Genomic DNA, 16,100 nt, shown 5'->3' with positions numbered 1-16,100 from the left:
CACGATTTTTCATGATCGAGGCGGAGATGTGGGGGTCAGTCGCTGGTGAAACACTGAAGGTACGACCTCTCGTCGGCCGTGAGCCTGCGCGGAGCCTCGCGCTCCACGTCGTAGGCCACGAGCACCGACCGGGCGGTCACGTACAGCTCCTCGTCGTCGCGGATCTCGTACCGCAGCGTGAACCGCACCGCCCCGAGGTCCGTCACCCAGGTCTCCACCCTGACCGGCTCGGCGCGGAACCCGAGCGGCCGCTTGTAGTCGATCTCGTGCCGGGACACCACCAGGCCCTTGAACGGCGTCTCTCCGGCCCGCTGGCGATCGACGTACAGCATGCCCAGGCGGGCGTCTTCGAGGTAGTCGAGGAAGCGGACGTTGTTCACATGGCCCTGTGAGTCGATGTCCGCGAATCTCACCATGCGGGGAAAGACGTGCCGCTGTGCGAGGGAGTGTTGAACCACGGGGCAACGCTACCGGTTCATCGCACATGCCCCAGCTCCGGCCCTGTCACATCACCCCGTACGACAAGCGGCCGAGACGCCAGATCAGGGACATCCCCAAATCGCCGGAGCACAAGACCGAGCTCTCAATCCCCCATCGACCGGATCCCATGCCTCTGGCTGCTCGGCCCGCGCCGCTTACACGCCGAATCCCGCGCGGAGAGCTCCGTGCGGGATTCGGGCTGCGAGATCAGGCTGGATCAGTCGCGGTGCAGCTTCCGGTACGTCACGCGGTGCGGGCGGGCGGCGTCGGCGCCCAGGCGCTCGATCTTGTTCTTCTCGTAGTCGGCGAAGTTGCCCTCGAACCAGAACCAGTTGGAGCCCTCTTCCCACGCCAGGATGTGCGTGGCGATGCGGTCGAGGAACCAGCGGTCGTGGGAGGTGATGACGGCGCAGCCCGGGAATTCGAGCAGGGCGTTCTCGAGGGACGACAGGGTCTCGGTGTCGAGGTCGTTGGTCGGCTCGTCCAGCAGCAGCACGTTGCCGCCCTGCTTGAGGGTGAGCGCCAGGTTGAGCCGGTTGCGCTCGCCGCCCGACAGGACCCCGGCCTTCTTCTGCTGGTCGGGCCCCTTGAAGCCGAACGCGGCGATGTAGGCGCGGGACGGCATCTCGACGTGGCCGACCTTGATGTAGTCGAGGCCGTCGGAGATCACCTCCCACACGTTCTTGCCCGGGTCGATGCCGCCCCGGCTCTGGTCGGCGTAGGAGATCTTGACCGTGTCGCCCACGGTGATCGATCCGCTGTCGGGCGTCTCATTGGCCATGATCATGCGGAACAGCGTGGTCTTGCCGACGCCGTTGGGGCCGATGATGCCGACGATGCCGTTACGCGGCAGGTCGAACGTGAGCCCCTCCATGAGCAGCCGGTCGCCGAAGCCCTTGGTGAGGTTCTCGGAGGTGATCACCGTGGTGCCCAGGCGCGGGCCCGGCGGGATCTGGATCTCTTCGAAGTCCAGCTTGCGGTGCTTGTCGGCTTCGGCCGCCATCTCCTCGTAGCGCTCGAGGCGGGCCTTGCTCTTCGTCTGGCGGGCCTTCGGGTTGGACCGCACCCACTCCAGCTCGTCCTCCAAGCGCTTCTTGCGCTTGATGTCCTTCTGCCCTTCGACCTTGAGCCGTGCGGCCTTGGCCTCCAGGTAGGTGGAGTAGTTGCCCTCGTAGGCGTAGGCGCGTCCCCGGTCGAGCTCCAGGATCCAGGTCGCGACGTTGTCGAGGAAGTAGCGGTCGTGGGTCACGGCCAGGACGGTGCCGGCGTATTTCTCCAGGTGCTGCTCCAGCCACTGGACGCTCTCGGCGTCGAGGTGGTTGGTGGGCTCGTCCAGCAGCAGCAGGTCGGGGGCCTCCAGCAGCAGCTTGCACAGGGCGACGCGACGGCGCTCACCACCGGACAGCATGGTCACGTCGGCGTCGGGCGGCGGGCAACGCAGTGCGTCCATCGCCTGCTCGAGCTGGCTGTCGAGGTCCCACGCGTTGCGGTGCTCAAGCTGGTCCTGCAGCTTGCCCATCTCCTCCAGCAACGCGTCGCTGTAGTCGGTGGCCATCTGCTCGGCGATGTCGTTGTAGCGCTGGAGCATCGCCATCGTCTCGGCGACGCCTTCCTGCACGTTGCCGAGGACGTCCTTCTCCTCGTTGAGCGGGGGCTCCTGCTGGAGCATGCCCACGGTGAAGCCCGGCATCAGTTTGGCGTCGCCGTTGGACGGGTGCTCCAGGCCGGCCATCATCCGGAGCAGCGTCGACTTTCCGGTGCCGTTCGGCCCGAGAACGCCGATCTTGGCGCCTGGCAGGAACGACAGCGTGACGTTGTCAAGAACGACCTTGTCACCATGAGCCTTGCGGACGCGCTGCAGCGTGTAGATGTACTCCGGCATGGTATCTAGCTTAGGGGCACTCGACCCGGGCTTCCGCCGCCCCACTCCCCCACCCACCAAGCCGCCTCACAACGCCCTCCCCCGCACTCCACCCCAACGGCCGCCGGTGATCGGCCGAAGACTCAGGCGGGGCCTCTCCTGACAACCCCTCCCCCCGCACTCCAACCCGAACGGCCGCCGGTGATCGGCCGAAAGCTCAGGCGGGGCCTCTCCTGACAACCCCTCCCCCCGCACTCCAACCCGAACGGCCGGCGGTGATCGGCCGAAGGCTCAGGCGGGGGCCTCTCCTGGCAGACGGGGTGGTGGTGAGGGGACGGCTGGGATGCAGATGCGGTTTCGCCCCAGTTCCTTCGCCCGGTAGAGGGCCAGGTCGGCCGCCGCCAGGAGCTCGATCAGGTCGTCGCCGTGGACGCTCATCAGGGCGACGCCCGCCGAGACCGTCACCGTGATCATCGCCTCGTCGGCGGGAACGGCCATGCGGCCGATGCGGGTGCGCAGGCGCTCAGCCACGCGCCGGGCTTCAGGGAGGTCCGCCCCGGGCAGCAGGACGACGAACTCCTCGCCGCCGAAGCGGCCCACCACGTCGTATTCGCGCACCTGGCTGCGGAGCATCCCGGCCACGCCGACGAGAACCTGGTCCCCGGCGAGGTGGCCGTGAACGTCGTTGACCCGCTTGAAATGGTCGATGTCGATGATCAGAAGGGCGAGGGTCTGGCCGGTGCGCCGGGCCCGGACGATCTCGGTGTCGGCCTCCCGCTGCCAGGCGGCGGCGTTGAGCAGGCCGGTTTTGGCGTCGGTGCGGGCCGCCGCCTGAAGTTGGGCGTGCAGCAGGCTGCGCTGGAGCAGGACGACCGGCGGGAGCGCGAAGACGAGCAGCATGAGGTTGAGGTGGCTCCCGATCGCCACCGTGATGCCGAGGCACAGCTCCACCACGTCCAGCAGGATGCTCTCGCGGTTCCACAGAACCTCGCGCCAGCGGGAGTCGGGATCCGCGGTGTGCGCGGCGACGGCGACGAGCGCGGTGTTGATGAGGGCGAAGAGCAGGGCGGCGGCGACCGCGTACATGATCGGGACGGCACTGCCGTGGGACAGCACCCTCGGGTCGGGCACCAGCCGGTGGAAGACCACCGAGGCGACGCAGCCGGCCAGGCCGATGGCGGCCGCGCTCAGCACCCGGCGGTGCAGGACCGTCGCACGGACCCGCACCTGCAGCAGCACCTGCAGCACGATCGGCGCGAAGAGGGCGTAGACCGGCGGCAGCAGCAGCGCGACCGGCAGCCACCAAGCCGACAGCAGGTCGCGTGAGACGCCGGCGGGCATGCCGAGCCGTCTGGTGGCCTCGATGCAGACCGCGCCACAGCTCATCAGGGCGACGAAGGTCAGCACGTCCGGCAACCGGACCTCGGTGGCGGCCCCGAACAGCAGGATCGCCGCGAGGTCGAGCAGGACGATGACGCTGATGTAGGCCACGAGCAACCGGCGCTGGGCGAGGAATGGCCAGCGACCGGCCAGCGATGACACACCGTCGCGAGGTTTTGTCGAGGCGTGACCGGCTGTCACCATCCCGCGTCCCTCCTGACTAACGATGTTCGACTTCTCCCCGCCATGAAAGACGGGGATCCTCCCGCCTCACGGCGGGGTGTTCACTGCTGCTTCTGCGCCGCTCTCGCGGGGGAGATGTCGGGGCGGCGCCAGGGTCGTCGGGATTGCCGTCCTGGTCTGATCTGCCCTGCACAGTCGTTTCGGGTGTCCGCCGTCCCGGCGGCCACGTCATGCACGGCCCCATGCCGTTCAGGCCGCTAAATCGTCCAGGGCGTGCAGGGTCTTCAGGTGGATGCCTTCGGCCAGGATGTTGAGCGCGACGTCGACGTCCGGGGCGACGTCGACGCCCGGGGCGTGGTGCTCACCGCAGGAAGGGCAGTCCCACGCGCGGAACGGCAGCCCCACCGCACACCACCTCCTACACGACGCATAGCCTACATTGTGCAATGCTTCGCATACTTTGAGTGAGCTCGAACATAGTAACGCCTCCTCCGTGGTCACACCAGGTGAACACCCAAGCGGCATACATCGACCACCAGCGCCGACCCCCCACGCCACTGTCCGTGATCCACCCCCACGCACTGCTGGGCGGTCCACCTACCGGCGAGCCGTCCTCCGACGGAAGTCACACTCGGCCCCGGTCCGAGGCTGGAGCCTTGTGCGAACCCTCGGTAACACAATAGTTGCGGAGTGTGCGATGTGCGATGGGAACCGATACGTTGGGCGGAGCGACCACATGTGTCATGGGGTCGGTAATAGGACACCGCTCACTCCGCGAGCGGAGCCGTTCGGAAAGGAGCACACATGGTGCGGGGCGTTACCTGGACCTGACAGCTGCCCTGACCGTCTTCACGGGCAATGCCATCGGCCGCTTCTCCGGACGCTTCAGCCGCCACTTCTCCGGCCGGTGCCCTCTCCGCCCTTCTTCTCCGACCCGCCCTTCTTCTCCGACGGCGCCCCCGCCCAACCGCGATGCGCACCGTCGGCGTCCTTCTCTCCGGTGACTATGCCGCCGCCTTCTCTCCGGTGACTATGCCGCCGCGCGCTCTTCCGTGGGCCATTCGGCCTCTTCGCCGTCCTTGTCGTCGGCCGCGCCAAGGATGCGGATCGTCGCGTTCTCGGGCGCCGGTCCGTCGGTCGCGGATCGCTCTGTGGGCGCCGGGGCGGCGGACAGGGGATCCGGCACCGACTGGAGAGCGCCCGCGCGGCCGCCGGGGTGGGCCGCGCCCAAGGCCCAGTCCCGGGTCTCCTCGTCCAGGCGCTCACGCATCTCCCTGCTCACCGCGGCAGCGGCGCCGCCCCGCTCCGGCTTGGCGAAGGTGCCGGTGCCCCAGCGCAGGTCGTGGCCCACCGAGCTCGCCTCCACCTCCGGCATGAACCGGCGCTCACCCTCCTGCTCGAACTCACGGATGCGGAGCTTGCCGGAGACCACGACGGGCTGCCCGACCCGGACCGAATGCGCGACATTGTCGGCCAGGGCGCGCCAGCAGCGCACCGCGAAGCAGACCTTCTCCCCGTCGACCCACTGGCCCAGCTTCTTGTCGAAGTAGCGGTGCGAGGTGAGCACTCGGAGCGAGGTCACCTTGACGCCGTCGTCGAAGGTGTATTGCCGTGGCTCTGCTGCGACATTGCCGGTGAGCGTGATGTAGATGTCGTTCATCCCGTTGCCTCCCATGCGGCGGGCCGAGCGCCCGCGACCTGGGCCCACGGTGCCCCACCCGCCCGTCCTCCCGGGCACCCGAACGACGTTCTGTGGACAGCCCCGCGACCGGCGGAAACCCTGTGGACAACGCCCTCAGCCCGACAGCTCCGACCGGCGGACAACAGGCCCGACCCGACAAGCTCTCAACCGGCGCAGACTCCTGAGGACGAAGGGCTCAGCCCGACAAGCCTCGCATGGCCGAGTAGAACGCGTGGTGACGCGCGAGCTCCGTCTCCACCGGCTCCACCACCATCTTCTCGGCGATCCCGGCGACCCGCCGCCGCATCTCCCGCTCCAGCCGCTCGCGCTCCTTGGACGCCCCGAGCTCCACGAAGTTACGGGACGCGATGCCCGACAGAGCGCCGAGCCCCAGCACGGAAAGCGTCATCAGCCCCACCCAGGGCAGCGCCTCGGTGTCGCCCACCAGTTGCAGCGACGAGGGAAGACCGCCGGGCAGCAGCAGACCGGCCAGCAGCCAGGCCACCCCTAGGCCGAAGCCCGCGACGAGGACGTACTGCCACACCTTGAGCGCCCGCCACCAGCCGGGCACCCGGTCGAGCTGCGGAGCCACCTCGGTGAGGCTCGTGGTGAGCGCCTGCGGCAGTTGTGCCAGCTGGGAACGTGCCGCCCGGTGCACCGCGGTGTTCCAGACGGGGTGCATCCCGACCGTCAGCCCGTCGGCGAGCGCTTGGACCGCGTTGGTGACCTCGGCCGACTGCGCGCTGACCGAGCCGGTGGTGATGCCGCGGATCTCGTCCCCGATGTCCTCGAGACGCAGGCTTTTGATCGGGTCCGGCCGAAGCTTGTCCACCCAGCGCGGGTACGGCCAGCCGACCCACTGGCTGGAGCGCTCGGCGTACACGTTCTCCATGGCCTCGCCGACGGCGGGGACGCCGACGGCGTCGCAGAGCGCGTCGGTGAGCCCCATTCTGCGGGCCTCGTCGACGGAGGCGGGCGCGGCCAGCGCCTCGCCGACCGGCATCGACTTCGTCAGTCGCTGCATCAGCCGGTGCAGGTCGGCCTCGAGCTTGTGGATGGCGGCGCGGCGGCGCGAGACGGCGCCCGCGACGACGCTCTTGAGGCTCTCCACACCCCGCCCGGTGACGGCCGAGGTGGGCACCACGCTGGGGTGCTCGACGCCTTCGCGGCGGAGCAGGTCGTTGAGGTCGATGACCAGCTCGGCGAGCTCCTCGGGAGCGAGCCGGTCGGCCTGGTTCAGCGCGAACACGGTGACCGCCTCATGCCCGGCCAGCTCCGTGACGTAGCGGCGGTGGGTGGAGGCGTCGGCGTACTTCTGCGGGTCGAGCACCCACACCACCAGGTCGGCCAAGCCGATGAGCCGGTCGGCTTCGGTGTCGGTGAGCGCCCTGATGGAGTCGTGGTCGGGCAGGTCGAGCAGGATCAGCCCGTGCAGCTGGCTCTCGCCCTTGTCGAGCGCGCTGGCCCTGGCGAAGCGGTGACGCCACTGGATCTGCAGCCAGTCGAGCAGCGGCGCCGCGCCTTCGAGGCCCCAGACGCAGGCGTGCGTGCGCGCCGTGGTGGGCCGGCGCACGCCCGTAGGCGACAGCTCCAGCCCGGACATGGCGTTGAAGAGCGACGACTTGCCGCTGCCGGTGCCGCCCGCGAGCGCGACCACGGTGTGCTCCGACGACAGCTTGAGCCGGTCGCCGGCCAGCAGCAGCAGCGCTTCGGCCTCCGACAGCAGCTTCTGGTCCAGCCGGCCGGGGCCGAGCTCGACGATCTTGGTGAGCGCGGACAGCCGGGGAGCGAGCCTCGGCTTGGAGGTGGCTACGGTCATCGTGCGACCTCGAGGTTGTACGTCGCCTGGTAGAGGCGGGTCGCGGCGGACTCGTCGGGAACCCCGGCGGAGTCGAGCGCTTGCACGTAACGCATGGATTCCTCGTCGAACAGCATCCCGATCCTCGCCCTCAGATCGCTGAGCGCCTTGGCCCCGATCCCCCGCAGTGACTCGGCGCCGAGCAGCGCCTTGACGAGCCGGTGCGGCACTCCTTCGGTCCTGCCTCCGCTGAACATCGCCACCATGAAGATCAACGACAGTGAGTCCGGGTCGAACGACACCAGTTTGGACACCGACCGCTTGGCCACGCCTTCGGTGCGTACCAGCTCGGTGATGTGTTCCTGCCAGGCGGAGACGGCCCGGCCGGCGTGCCGCAGCAGCTCGTCGGAGGGCTGGTCCAGCCCCTCGCCGAGGGTGGCGCCCACTTCGGCGCGGTGCCGCCAGCGGCCGATGACCTCCTCGCAGGCCCTGTTCGCGGCCGCGATGATCACCGACTCCAGGCCCGCGCGCAGTGCCGCACGGAACGCGATGATCCGCTCGGAAGCCTGCTTGCTCACCCTGCCGTTCTTACGGATCTGCAGGGAGCGCATCAGATCGCCGGAGCCGGAGAAGTCCTGCCAGCGGGCCAGCACCTCGCCGTGGATCAGCGCCCCGCCCCCGAACGCCTTGTCGATCTCGGTCAGCGCCCCCATGAAGGCCCGGTCGACGTCGCCGCGCAGCTCTGTCCTGACGGCGACCTGCTTCTCCAGGTGCCGGGCGAGCGCCGGAACGCGGGTGCGGAAGCTGTCGAGCACGCCGTTGAGCGTCTCCTTGACCGCCAGGGCGCGACGCGCCTCGTCGACGGAGAGCTCGGCGAGCCAGAGCCGGAGGTCGGTGACCTCGCTGTCGGGCAGCTTGCCGTCGGCGACCTTCGACTCGCTGATGACGAACCGGTCGATCTCGCCCATGCCGTATTCGGTGAGCATCCGGACGAAGTGCTTCACCACCACGTCCCGCGCCTTGGGCTGCACCCGCGACAGCACGATGGCGAGCCTGGCGCCGCGCTCCTTGGCCAACCGCAGCAGGTTCCAGGCGGGGGCGTCGGCGTAGCGGGCGGCGGTGGTGACGAAGATCCACAGGTCGGCCGCGTCGAGCATGCGGTGCGCGATCTCGTGGTGCTCCTCGACCACCGAGTCGATGTCGGGCGTGTCGAGCAGCGCGACGCCCTGCGGGAGCTTCTCTGTGGCGACCACCATGAGGCTGCGCATGTCGGTGTCGGAGGTCTGCTTGTCGATCCGGCGCAGTCGGCCGAGCAGTTCTCCCTCGGCGAACCACTTCTGGTCGTCGGGGTGACAGACGAGAACGGGCACGCCGGTGGTCGGCCGCCGCACGCCGGTACGGGAGACGTTGCGCTCGGCGAGCGAGTTGACCAGCGTGGACTTGCCCGCGCCGGTCGAACCGGCGATCACGATGAGCGCCGGCGCGGTCCTCATCCGCACTCTCGGCAGCACGTAGTCCTCAAGCTGGGCCACCAGGTCCGCGCGCTCCTGCTTGGCCTCGTCGGCCCCCGGCAGGTCCAGCCCGAACCGCAGCCCCGCGACACTCTCCCGCAGCGCGCCGATGGCCGCCATCAACGCCTGCGCGGCTTCCGCCGGCAGCTCCTCTTCCTTCTCGGCAGCGGGCCCACCGTCCTCGGTCCCGCCGGACGTCCCCTCGGCTCCACCCTCATGGGGTACGGAGTCCGCCGCGGCCTTCTCAGCCGTGACTTCCCGCTCGGCGTCCTCAACCGGGACTTCCCGCTCGGCTGCCGGAGCCTGCGCCGCCTCGAAGTCTCCGGACGGGGCGGCATCGGCATCGGTGGTGAAGGCCCACGGCTTGGCCTCCGCCGCAGGCGCGGGGACGGCTGCCGCGGCGGGCGCGGGGTCCTGAGGCCGCCGAGACGAGGGATCGACCGCCTCGGGCTTCGCGGCCTTCTTCGCGGCGAACGCCCACGGCGTGGCCTCCGCCACGGGCGCGGACTCCTTGGAGACGTCCTGAGCCTCGAAGTACGCCACCACGCCCTCGGCCGCAGAAGCGGATTCGTCCGCCTCGGGCTCCGCATCCTTCGCGGCGAACGTCCACGGCGTGGCCTCCGCCACAGGCGCGGACTCCTGGGACACGTCCTGAGCCTCGAAGTACGCCACCACGCCCTCAGACTCTTCAGGCACGGAGTCCCCAGGCTCATCCGGCGCGAAGTCCTCAGGCCCGTCCAGCGCAGAGCCCTCGACCTCGTCCAGCACAGAGTTCTCGGACTCGTCCGGCGCGAATCCGTCGGGCCCGTCCAGCACGGAGCCCTCAGGCTCATCCGGCGCAGAAGCCTCGGGCTCATCCAGCGCAGAAGCCTCGGGCTCATCCAGCGCAGAAGCCTCGGGCTCATCCAGCGCGGAGGCCTCGGGCTCATCCAGCGCGGAGGCCTCAACCTCGTCCGGCACGGAGTCCTCGGGCTCGTCCAGCGCGGAGGCCTCGGGCTCGTCCAGCGCGGAGGCCTCGGGCTCGTCCGGGGTGAGGGCCGGGGGCTCGGGGGTTTCGGGGGGATCGTCCTTGGGGGTCTCGTCCGCTTCCGCGTCCACCTCGGTCGTCGCCTCGGTGGAGGGCGGGGCGGCGTCGTGGTCCGCCGGCAGGTCGATCAGGGCGCGGAACTGCAGGGTCTGCTCCCCCGGCGCCTCATCGTGTTCGTCATCCATGGCCGTGTTCACGGCAAGCGCTCCGCTCGAACCATCTGGACCTCCTGGCCGACCCTTACGACGTCGCCGACGACGATGATCGCCGGTGGCCGTATCCCAGCCGCGGAGACGCGGTCGGCCACGGTGGCAAGCGAGGCGATGACCGCCCGCTGGGTCGGAAGGGTACCGTCCTGCACCACCATTACGGGAGTCTCTGGGGAGCGTCCGTCTCGAACGAGGGCTTCGGCGACCTTCCCCAGCCGTTCGACGGCCATCATGAGCACCAGGGTGCCATGGGAACGAGCCAGCCCAGGCCAGTCAACGGTGGATTTGGGATCATCTGGTGCTACATGCACGGATATAACGTGGAATTCCTGGCTCACCCCTCGATGGGTCACCGGCACACCGGCCGAGGCGGGCACCGCGACCGCGCTGGTGATCCCCGGCACCACCAGCACGGGAATGCCGGCCTGAGCACAGGCGATCATCTCTTCGCCGCCGCGGCCGAAGACGAACGGGTCGCCTCCCTTGAGCCGTACGACGAACTTGCCCTGCCTGGCGCGATCGACGAGCACCTCGTTGATCGCCTCCTGGGAGAGCGACCTGCCGTAGGGAACCTTGGCCGCGTCGATCAGCTCGACGTCGGGCGCCAGCTCGTCGAGCAGCGCCCGTGGGGCGAGCCGGTCGGCCACCACCACATCGGCCTGCGCGAGAAGCTGCCGGCCGCGTACGGTGATCAGCCCGGGATCGCCGGGCCCGCCGCCGACCAGAGCGACGCCGACGGGTTTGGTGCGATTGCGCCGCGCGTCGACGGTGCCGTCACGCAGCGCGCCGACCACGGCGTCGCGGATGCCGGCGGCCCTGCGCGGATCGCCGCCCGCGGTGACGGCCACGCTGATCTCGTCGACCCGTCCGGAGGCGGGGGTCCAGGCGGCGGAGGCGTCCTTGTCGTCGGCGCGCACGCACCAGATCCGTTTCGCCTCGGCCTCGGCGGCGACGGCGGTGTTGACGGATCTGTCGTCGGTGCACGCCTGCACGAGCCAGGCTCCGTCGCAGTCACCCACCTCGTAGGGGCGGGCCTGCCAGGTGATCCGGCCGGCGGCTATCAGGTCGTCGAGAGCGGGGGTGACGCCCGGCGACACCACGGTCACCACCGCCCCCGCCTCAAGCAGCGCGGGCACCCGCCGCTGGGCGACACGCCCGCCACCTACGACGAGGGCTCGGCGACCCTGAAGCCGCAGGCCGAGGAGGTAGGGACCCATAGTGGGGGAATCTCCCGTTCGCGAAGTTTTGTGTGCTAGGAGGTAAACCTACCGGCTATCACCGCGTCAGTTGCTTCGCACGAGTTAACGACCGTCGAGCGAAACGAGACCCGTCCCCGACCTCCATGCGGCGTCCGGCCGTCGCCCAGAGTGGCTCAAGGATAGTGCTCGCCAGCGACCCCGTCGTCATACGGGCTTCTCCGTCACGCCCGCCGAGTCGAAGGTCGCCACCTCGTGCATGACCCGCACGGCCGCGCAGACCAAGGGGTGAGCGAGCAGGGCGCCGGTGCCCTCGCCGAGCCGCAGGCCAAGGTCCACCAGAGGGGGCAGGCCGAGGTGCCCGAGTGCGGCGGAGTGGCCGGGCTCGGCCGACCGGTGCCCGGCCACGCAATGATCGATGGCGGCGGGGTCGAGAGCGGCCGCGACGAGCGCGGCGGCGCCCGCGATGACGCCGTCGAGGATCACCGGCACCCGTGCCGCCGCCCCGCCCAGGATGAAGCCCGCGATCGCCGCGTGCTCGAACCCGCCCACGGCCGCGAGGACCCGCAACGCCTCGGTCGCCCGGCTCCCATCCCCCTCCTGCCCGGAACCCACCGAACCCGAGCCCACCGGGGCCGAGAGCCCTCCGGAGCCGGCCGGAGCCGAGAGCCTCCCGGAATCCGCCGGGGGCGTTTCGGTGAGCAGGTGGTTGGCGCGCAGTGCCTCGCGGACCACGCCGATCTTGCGGGCGTGGGTCTCCTCGTCGATGCCGGTGCCCAGGCCGGTCACCTCGGCCGGGTCCCTGCCGGTGAAGGCCGAGATGAGCGCCGCGGAGGCGGTGGTGTTGGCGATGCCCATGTCCCCGGTGATCAGACAGCGGGCGCCCGCCGCGACCAGGTCGCGCGCGACGGTCATCCCCGCTTCGAGAGCCTGTACGGCCTGGTCGACGGTCATCGCGGGCCCTTGGGACAGGTCCGCCGTGCCGTACGCGATCTTCCGCTTGACCAGCCGGGGGTCGTCGGGCAGGTCGGCGGCGACCCCGACGTCCACCACGGTCACCGAGGCGCCGATCTGGGCGGCGAAGGCGTTGGCCACCGCGCCGCCGGCCAGGAAGTTCGCCACCATCTGCACCGTCACCTCCTGCGGCCACGGGCTGACACCCCTGGCGTGCACGCCGTGGTCGGCGGCGAAGATGGCCAGGGCGGCGGGGACGGGCATGGGCGGCGGGCTGACGCCCGCGGCGCCCGCGAGGCGTACGGCGACCTCTTCCAGCGCGCCGAGCGAGCCGCGCGGCTTGGTGAGGCGGTCCTGGTGGGCGCGGGCGTCGGCGAGGACGACCGGGTCTGCGGAGCGGATCGCGGCGAGCGTCTCTGCGAGCACGGGAACCTCCGGAGTCACGGGTTGACGGGGGTGGAGCGCTTTCTCGTACGGGCTCTGGTCGAAGCTTCGCAGCTCCGTGGCGGAGCGCCTTCTCGGGTCGGAGTCGCCCGGCTCCGACGTCCTACGGGGCGAGTTGGAGCACTTCCTCGTAGCGGTCGATGACCACGTCGGCCAGGGTGTCGCAGTCGCCGATCACCTCGGCGCAGCGGATGTCGAGATCGGGGTGCCCGGCGACGTACGCCAGCGCCTGGGCCCATACGCGCTCCAGCGCGCCACCGGCGAACAGCAGGTAGGGCACGACGATGACGCGCTTGGCGCCGAGGCGGCGGCACCGCTCCAGACCGCCCGGGACGCCGGGCGGGGTGAGGGAGACGAACGCGGTCTCGACGGTCATGAAGTCGTAGGCGTGGGTCTCCCAGAACAGCCGCGACACCCGGTGGATCTCGGCGTTGGCCACCGGGTCCATCGAGCCGTCGCCGACCAGGACGACGGCGGTCTCGCCCGGCTCGATGGGCAGGGGCAGGCTCTCGGCGGGCAGCGTGTCGACGGCTCGCAGCCTGGTCCTGGCGCCGACGAGCTCCAGCGGGCGAGGGCTGGGCGGCATCTCGGCGGCGGCGTCGTTGAGCCGCTCGGCCAGCATCGCGAGCACGCGCGGGTCGGGTCCGAGCGGGCGGCCGGAGTCGTACATCAGGGTGGGGTGTTTCTTCTGCTCCAGCGCCATGGCGTGGGGCAGTTCGTCGCCCACCCGGCTCAGGGTGAGCGGGAGCGTCACCAGGCGGTGGTGCCCCCTGGCGACCAGGGAGGCGACGGAGTCGCTCAGCCGGGGGGTGGCGCGTTCGAGGTAGCCGGCGGAGACGTCGGTGGCGCTCGGGTCGAGTCGGCAACGGAGCCGGTGGACGAATCGCCCGAATTCCGCAGAGTCGGCGTCGTCGTTCGAGCCCTGCCCGATGAGCAGGAGCGGCGGCTTCATGCGAAGGAACTCCGGTGCGTAGAGGAAGACACGCGAGGATAACCGATGTGCGCCGGTGGGCGACAGGTCACGGTGTGTGCGCGGGTGTCGCGTGGACGACGAAAACGGGGTCGGCGGCGGTCAGGCTGTGGGATCCGTCGGGGCCGAGGGCCAGCTTCGCAGCCAGGATCTGGCTGCCTTCGGCACGATAGCCGAGCTCGCGCAGCCGGTCGAGCACGGCGGACACGCGTTCGACGGTCTTGAGCGCGCACACGAGTGAGCGGGGACGGCGGGCGGCGCAGGCGACGATCACGTCGGTGCCGCCGCCGCCGACGAAGACGGCGTCCGGGTCGGGCAGCGGTTCGAGCGCGGGCGGCGCCTGTCCCCTGGTCAGCGCCACCTTGACGCCGTGGGCGAGCACGCTGGCGCGCAGCCGGGCGCAGGCGTCCTGGTCGCGTTCGACGGCCACGACGGCGGCTCCCAGCCTGGCGCACTCGACGGCGATCTCGCCGCCGCCCGCGCCCACGTCCCACACCAGGTCACCGAGGCGGGGGCCGAGCTTGGCCAGGACGTACGCCCGGACCTCCGGCGGCAGCCGCGACTCCAGCGGCGGCGCCCACTCCAGTGCCCACTCCGACGGGCCGGGCTGCGCGCCCGCCACCCAGCCCGGCTCCTTGGGCCGGTGCAGCGGGTCGACGACGAGCACCACGTCGGGGTCCTTCCAGGGCCGGGTGGTGGCCTCGCCCATGCGGCTGTCGGTGACGCGCTGGCCGGGGCCGCCGAGGTCCTCGCAGACGATGAGGGAGCGGGGCGTGGTCGGGGCGAGCTCCCTGGCGATTTCGCCGGGGCCGACGCCGGGGGTGACGAGCACGGCCACCTTGTGGTGTGCCCGGCAGGCGTTGACCGCGCGGTTGAGCTGGTGCGGGCCGGCGGGGGCGACGACGAGGGCGTCCTCCCAGCCGAGCCCGGCGCAGGCGAAGGCGCGGGTGATCAGCGAGGTGGCGGGGAGCACGTCGGGCTTGAGCCCGTGGGCGCGCAGCCGGCGCACCACGCCGAAGAAGCCGGGGTCGCCCTCGGCGAGCACGACGGCGGGGCCTTCGCCCTGTTCGAGGTGCTCGTCGAGGGTTTCGAGCAGCCTGGTGTCGGCGACGGTGGGCGCGGTCAGCGCCAGCCGGCCGATGACGGCGTCGGGCCCGATGACGAGGCGGGCCGCACGCAGCCGCTCGACCGCCCTGGCCGACAGCTCCGAACCGTCCCAGCCGACAACTGTGATCATGGGCCTCACCGTCCTCACCTCCAGGGTGACGGCTCTACCGGCGGTTGACCAACCTTCACGGCAAATCCGAGGGGATGAGGCTGAAGATCACCAGGTCCTCCCCGTCCAGGGCGTTGCGTTCGACGCCTTCGCGGACGAAGCCGGCCTTCTCCGCCACCCGGTGCGAGGCCGGGTTGGACCTGGTCGCGCGGAGCTTGACCCGCCGGAAGCCGTGCTCGCGGAAGAGCCAGCGGGCGATGGCGGCGACCGCCTCGGCGGTGATCCCGTTGCCGCGGGCCCACGGCGCGGCCATGTAGCCGACCTCGCAGCTCCGGTTGGCCCAGTCGACGTCCCTGAGGTCCACGTGGGCGGCGAAGCGCGCGGTCGCCCGGTCCTCCACCGCCCAGGCGAGGCCCTGGCCTCTGGTCCGCATCCGCTCGGCCAGGTCGATGTACCGCCTGGCGTCCGTCTCGGTGTAGCCGCGCGGCACCCCGATCCTGGCCTGGGTGAGCGGGTCGGCGGCGGTGATCGCCAGGTCCGGCGCGTCCGACTCCGCCAGCGGCCGGATCAGCAGCCGCGGGGTGCGCAGCTCGGTGCGGGGCAGCGTGTCGGCCGAGGTGCGGTCGTCGTCGCGCAGCAGGCCGAAGACGACCAGGTCATGCGGTCCGTCATCCTCCAGTACGGCGGCGCGCAGCACGCCTTCCCAGGTGAAGCCCGCTTTGTGGGCCACTCGGATGGACGCGAGGTTGTCCAGGTTGGCCGTCAGGTCGATCCTGCGCAGCTCGGTGGTGGCGAACGCCCAGTCCGTCAGCGCCCGTACGGCTTCGGTGGCGAAGCCGCGTCCCCGGTAGAGGGGGTGGACGCCGTAGCCGACCTCGGTGGTGCCCGCGCCCCAGGAGGTCTTGAACAGGCTGATGGCGCCCACGATGCGATCGTCGTTGTCGTGCATGGCCAGGTGCACGCCCTGCCCGGAGCGCCGCAACCCGTGCACGCCGTGGGCGAGCCACTGCTTGACGCCCGAGACGTGACCGGGCGCTCCCGGCGGCAGGAACGGGACTTTGGACCGCACGATGGACCTGATCCGGTCCGCGTCCTGAGGGCCGAACTGCCGGAGCACCAGACGTCCGGTAGGGAGGTCGACGTCCACATCGAACACCCTCGGCAGGCTACACAATCGCCATGTTTGCCCA

At 70.7% G+C, this 16,100-nt stretch carries 12 protein-coding genes; all 12 read right to left on the bottom strand.

Annotation, left to right across the window (positions count from 1 at the left end; translation table 11 throughout):
* Window positions 1-35: 35 nt before the first annotated feature.
* Window positions 36-458 (bottom strand): acyl-CoA thioesterase, encoded by a 423-nt coding sequence (locus IEY87_RS04610; RefSeq protein WP_225278032.1) that lies wholly within the window; start codon window positions 456-458, stop codon window positions 36-38.
* Window positions 459-697: 239 nt separating this feature from the next.
* Entirely contained in the window at window positions 698-2,362 is a 1,665-nt protein-coding gene (ettA, locus tag IEY87_RS04605) for an energy-dependent translational throttle protein EttA (RefSeq protein ID WP_189137170.1), read from the bottom strand.
* 270 nt (window positions 2,363-2,632) lie between these two features.
* Window positions 2,633-3,925, bottom strand: coding sequence for a GGDEF domain-containing protein (locus tag IEY87_RS04600; RefSeq protein WP_189137169.1), 1,293 nt, complete (start codon window positions 3,923-3,925; stop codon window positions 2,633-2,635).
* Window positions 3,926-4,153: 228 nt separating this feature from the next.
* Window positions 4,154-4,309, bottom strand: coding sequence for a hypothetical protein (locus tag IEY87_RS04595; protein WP_189137168.1), 156 nt, complete (start codon window positions 4,307-4,309; stop codon window positions 4,154-4,156).
* 625 nt (window positions 4,310-4,934) lie between these two features.
* On the bottom strand, window positions 4,935-5,564 hold the full coding sequence (locus IEY87_RS04590; RefSeq protein WP_189137167.1) for a single-stranded DNA-binding protein: 630 nt from the start codon (window positions 5,562-5,564) through the stop codon (window positions 4,935-4,937).
* A 217-nt stretch (window positions 5,565-5,781) separates the two neighbouring features.
* A complete protein-coding gene (locus IEY87_RS04585; RefSeq protein ID WP_189137166.1) occupies window positions 5,782-7,404 on the bottom strand; it encodes a GTPase in 1,623 nt (540 codons plus the stop codon).
* The gene (locus IEY87_RS45475) at window positions 7,401-10,106 is read right to left on the bottom strand and encodes a dynamin family protein (protein WP_225278033.1); all 2,706 of its coding nucleotides are present in this window, start codon (window positions 10,104-10,106) and stop codon (window positions 7,401-7,403) included. Before IEY87_RS45475 ends, IEY87_RS04585 begins: the two co-directional genes overlap by 4 nt.
* Window positions 10,107-10,114: 8 nt before the next feature.
* Window positions 10,115-11,347 (bottom strand): uroporphyrinogen-III C-methyltransferase, encoded by a 1,233-nt coding sequence (cobA, locus tag IEY87_RS04575; protein ID WP_189137165.1) that lies wholly within the window; start codon window positions 11,345-11,347, stop codon window positions 10,115-10,117.
* A 186-nt stretch (window positions 11,348-11,533) separates the two neighbouring features.
* Complete coding sequence (locus IEY87_RS04570; RefSeq protein ID WP_189137164.1) at window positions 11,534-12,706, bottom strand: nicotinate-nucleotide--dimethylbenzimidazole phosphoribosyltransferase; 1,173 nt, start codon at window positions 12,704-12,706, stop codon at window positions 11,534-11,536.
* A 121-nt stretch (window positions 12,707-12,827) separates the two neighbouring features.
* Window positions 12,828-13,676, bottom strand: coding sequence for a sirohydrochlorin chelatase (locus IEY87_RS04565; protein ID WP_189137163.1), 849 nt, complete (start codon window positions 13,674-13,676; stop codon window positions 12,828-12,830).
* Between the two features lie 67 nt (window positions 13,677-13,743).
* Complete coding sequence (locus IEY87_RS04560; RefSeq protein ID WP_189137162.1) at window positions 13,744-14,931, bottom strand: bifunctional cobalt-precorrin-7 (C(5))-methyltransferase/cobalt-precorrin-6B (C(15))-methyltransferase; 1,188 nt, start codon at window positions 14,929-14,931, stop codon at window positions 13,744-13,746.
* A gap of 55 nt (window positions 14,932-14,986) precedes the next feature.
* Window positions 14,987-16,066 carry a GNAT family N-acetyltransferase gene (locus IEY87_RS04555; RefSeq protein ID WP_189137161.1) on the bottom strand — a complete coding sequence of 360 codons (1,080 nt, stop codon included), beginning with the start codon at window positions 16,064-16,066 and terminating at the stop codon, window positions 14,987-14,989.
* Window positions 16,067-16,100: the final 34 nt, after the last annotated feature.

Origin of the sequence: Nonomuraea glycinis (genome assembly GCF_014646515.1) — a bacterium.
Lineage (GTDB): Bacteria > Actinomycetota > Actinomycetes > Streptosporangiales > Streptosporangiaceae > Nonomuraea > Nonomuraea glycinis.
The sequence above is the reverse complement of the archived record's forward strand: the minus strand, read 5'-3'. Positions and strand labels throughout refer to the sequence as shown.

Coding starts and splice junctions, on each gene's coding strand:
- ettA (WP_189137170.1), bottom strand. CDS start 2,362: ATGCCGGAGTACATCTACACGCTGCAGCGCGTCCGCAAGGCTCATGGT.
- IEY87_RS04600 (WP_189137169.1), bottom strand. CDS start 3,925: ATGGTGACAGCCGGTCACGCCTCGACAAAACCTCGCGACGGTGTGTCA.
- IEY87_RS04590 (WP_189137167.1), bottom strand. CDS start 5,564: ATGAACGACATCTACATCACGCTCACCGGCAATGTCGCAGCAGAGCCA.
- IEY87_RS04585 (WP_189137166.1), bottom strand. CDS start 7,404: ATGACCGTAGCCACCTCCAAGCCGAGGCTCGCTCCCCGGCTGTCCGCG.
- IEY87_RS45475 (WP_225278033.1), bottom strand. CDS start 10,106: ATGGATGACGAACACGATGAGGCGCCGGGGGAGCAGACCCTGCAGTTC.
- cobA (WP_189137165.1), bottom strand. CDS start 11,347: ATGGGTCCCTACCTCCTCGGCCTGCGGCTTCAGGGTCGCCGAGCCCTC.
- IEY87_RS04565 (WP_189137163.1), bottom strand. CDS start 13,676: ATGAAGCCGCCGCTCCTGCTCATCGGGCAGGGCTCGAACGACGACGCC.
- IEY87_RS04560 (WP_189137162.1), bottom strand. CDS start 14,931: ATGATCACAGTTGTCGGCTGGGACGGTTCGGAGCTGTCGGCCAGGGCG.